Raw genomic sequence first — 2,868 nt, forward strand, 5'->3', positions numbered from 1 at the left:
GCCCTTTTCCTTGAAAAGCGCTGAGACCTTTTTTTCGCCCTGAGCAGATGATGCAGCAATTGCCTTTGCAACCATCTTGTCTGCGAGCCCGAGCTCAGGGCTTCTGTATTCTGCATCAAGCTTTCCAAGAGTTAAGTAGGAAATCATCTGTATCTCTTCAGTTGAGCACTTCCTGAAGAGCTCTGAGAGTATCCTTCTCAGTTCATTTCCTGAGCTCGTCTTTTCAAGTTCCTCATAAACCTCTGCAAGCTCTGCGAATCTTATTGTCCTCACCTTTTACTCTTCTTTATCCTTGTAGAATGAGCTGCAGTCCCTGCACACCTTTTTAGCCCTGTCAAAGCAGTCCTCGCACACGCTCATGCCGCAGGACTTGCAGATGAATATTCCAGGTCTGATGCCGCATATCATGCATTCTTCTATTATATTCATGATTCCATCCTCAGAATTCTTAATTTTTTTTATGACTATTTAAAGTTTTTTCAAATTTTTGATTCAGAAGGACTATCTTTCTAGGAAAATTTTTATATGGAAGTCCAATAGTTCCCCTGTTTTATAGAGAGGAACGCTAAAATGGAAAAATCATCCCACAATCGCGGAAAAAAGTACTATGTGACTACACCTATTTACTACCCTAATGACATTGCTCATATAGGAAGCGCGTACACCACAATTGCAGCAGACATAATTGCAAGATGGCACAGACTTGATTCCTATGACACTTTCTTTCTCACAGGGCTTGATGAGCACGGGAAGAAGATTGAAGAGGCAGCAGAAAAGAATGGCATGCCTCCAAAGGAATTTGTCGATGAGAAGGCAGTTCAGTTCAAAGATGCCTGGAATAAGCTTAACATTCATTGTGACCGTTTTATAAGAACAAGCGACCCTGACCATGAGAAAAATGTTCAGGCATTGACAAAAAAGATTGATGGAAAAGGGGACATCTACAAGGCAGAGTATGAGGGGCTTTACTGCACAGGATGCGAGGCATTCTATCTTGAAAAAGACCTTGTGGACGGATGCTGCCCTATTCATAATAATCCTGTTGAGAAAATCACAGAGGAATCATACTTTTTCCGTTTAAGCAAATACCGTGATGCTCTCTTAAAGTTATACAAGGAACACCCTGATTTTATCCTTCCAAAGAACCGTGCCCCTGAAATAATCGCGAGGGTGAAAGAGGATTTAAAGGACTTGAGCGTGAGCAGGAAGAATCTCAAGTGGGGAATACCCTTTGCTACAGACAAGAGCCACACAACATATGTCTGGTTTGATGCGCTTTCAAATTATCTTTCGGGAGTAAACTATTACTTTGACTCCTCAATAAAAGAGGGTATAGACAACAGCAGATTCTGGCCTGCTGACTGCCAATTGGTTGGTAAAGATATAATCTGGTTCCACTGCGTAATCTGGCCTGCAATGCTGATGTCTCTTGATGTGCCGCTTCCGAAGCATGTTTTCGTGCACGGCTGGTGGACAGTTGAAGGGGATAAAATCTCAAAGAGCAAGGGGAATGTTGTGACAATTGAGCAGCTCATAAAGTACGGAGTTGACTCTGCAAGGTATTTCCTTTTCAGGGCTATGCCTTTCGGGGCTGACGGCGACTTCTCTGAAAAAGAATTTGTGCGAGTTTTAAATTCAGAGCTTGCAGACGGACTCGGAAATCTTATCACAAGGACAACTGCTTTAGTCAGGAGATTCCTTGGGAATAATCTTCCAAAATCACTTCCTCTTAATTATCAAATGGATTCAGATGACAAGCATCTGAGAGAGTTTTCCGAGCATACAGTTGAAAAATGCAGGGAATATGTTGAAAATGTTGAGATAGACAAGGCTCTCCAGGAAGTGTGGCTTCTCATTAAGGAGTCAAACAGGTATATCACAGTCAAGGAGCCATGGGTTCTAGCAAAGACAGACAAGAACAAGCTTGAAGGAGTTCTGTTTAATCTTGTTCAGTCCATAAGATACATCGCTTACCTAATAAGCCCGTATATTCCAGAGTCATCTGAAAAGATAATAAAACTCTTCCACTTTAAAGAAAAGAATCTTTCTGACTTGTCCTGGGAATGCGTAAACTCAGGAACAGTTGATGAGGAGCCGAGACTTTTTGCAAAAATTGAGTTCAAGGAAAAAGAGAAGTTCCCTGCATGCATAAAAATCGCAAAAGTGCTCTCTGTTGAAGAGCATCCCTCTGCTGAAAAGCTCTATGTTCTGAAGATTGACTTGGGCGGGGAAGAAAGAACTCTTGTCGCAGGCTTGAGAAACAGGATTCCAAGAGAAGAAATTTTAGGAAGCAAGATTGTAATAGTGAGCAACCTTAAGCCGAAGATGCTTCGGGGCGTTGAGAGCAGGGGAATGCTTATTGCAGCATCAGAAATAAATCCTGACGGAACTGAGAAAATCTCTCTTTTGCGCCCTGATGGAAATCCGGGAGAAGAGATATTCTGCGGAGATTTGGAGAACTCAAAAGAACTGCTTGACATTGAGGATTTCGCAAAGATAGTTCTTGAAGTCAAGGACAAAAGCATCTTCTGGAGCGATAAGCAGCTGAAGCCTAAGAACGGAACTCTATCAGTTGACATTGCTGACGGCGCAAAGATAAGATAACGTTGAATAAAAAAATAAAATATTTTTTTTACTTCTTCTTCATAACAAGGTAGTACACAATTGCTGTTATTATGCTGAAAAACAATGCTAAAATAATCCACAATGCTTTCTGCCCTGTTGAAAGGCTTTTGTTGGTTGCTGCTTCATATATTACCCATATTGCTGCAACTAAAGCCAATATTCCCCAAAGTCCCCAACTTCCTCCCAATATTGCCATTTTTTACCCCCCCTTTTTAATTTCAATTAAAAAAATAAAAATTTAAT

The 2,868-nt window shown here is 41.2% G+C and carries 4 protein-coding genes; 1 reads left to right on the plus strand and 3 read right to left on the minus strand.

Annotation, left to right across the window (positions count from 1 at the left end):
• Together NTV63_05080 and NTV63_05085 are read right to left on the minus strand one after the other, a co-directional pair.
• Positions 1-273: DNA ligase (locus NTV63_05080; GenBank protein MCX6710291.1), on the minus strand; the 273-nt coding region annotated here is incomplete at its 3' end.
• Positions 274-276: 3 nt separating this feature from the next.
• Positions 277-429: a hypothetical protein gene (locus tag NTV63_05085; GenBank protein MCX6710292.1), complete on the minus strand. Its 153-nt coding sequence runs from the start codon at positions 427-429 to the stop codon at positions 277-279.
• Positions 430-570: 141 nt separating this feature from the next.
• On the opposite strand from NTV63_05085, the gene metG reads away from it, so the two are divergent.
• On the plus strand, positions 571-2,604 hold the full coding sequence (gene metG / locus NTV63_05090) for a methionine--tRNA ligase (protein MCX6710293.1): 2,034 nt from the start codon (positions 571-573) through the stop codon (positions 2,602-2,604).
• Between the two features lie 28 nt (positions 2,605-2,632).
• Here metG and NTV63_05095 read toward each other — a convergent pair whose 3' ends face one another.
• On the minus strand, positions 2,633-2,821 hold the full coding sequence (locus tag NTV63_05095) for a PLDc N-terminal domain-containing protein (protein ID MCX6710294.1): 189 nt from the start codon (positions 2,819-2,821) through the stop codon (positions 2,633-2,635).
• Between the last annotated feature and the right edge of the window lie 47 nt (positions 2,822-2,868).

It is taken from the genome of Candidatus Woesearchaeota archaeon (assembly GCA_026394965.1).
GTDB lineage: Archaea > Nanobdellota > Nanobdellia > Woesearchaeales > 0-14-0-80-44-23 > JAPLZQ01.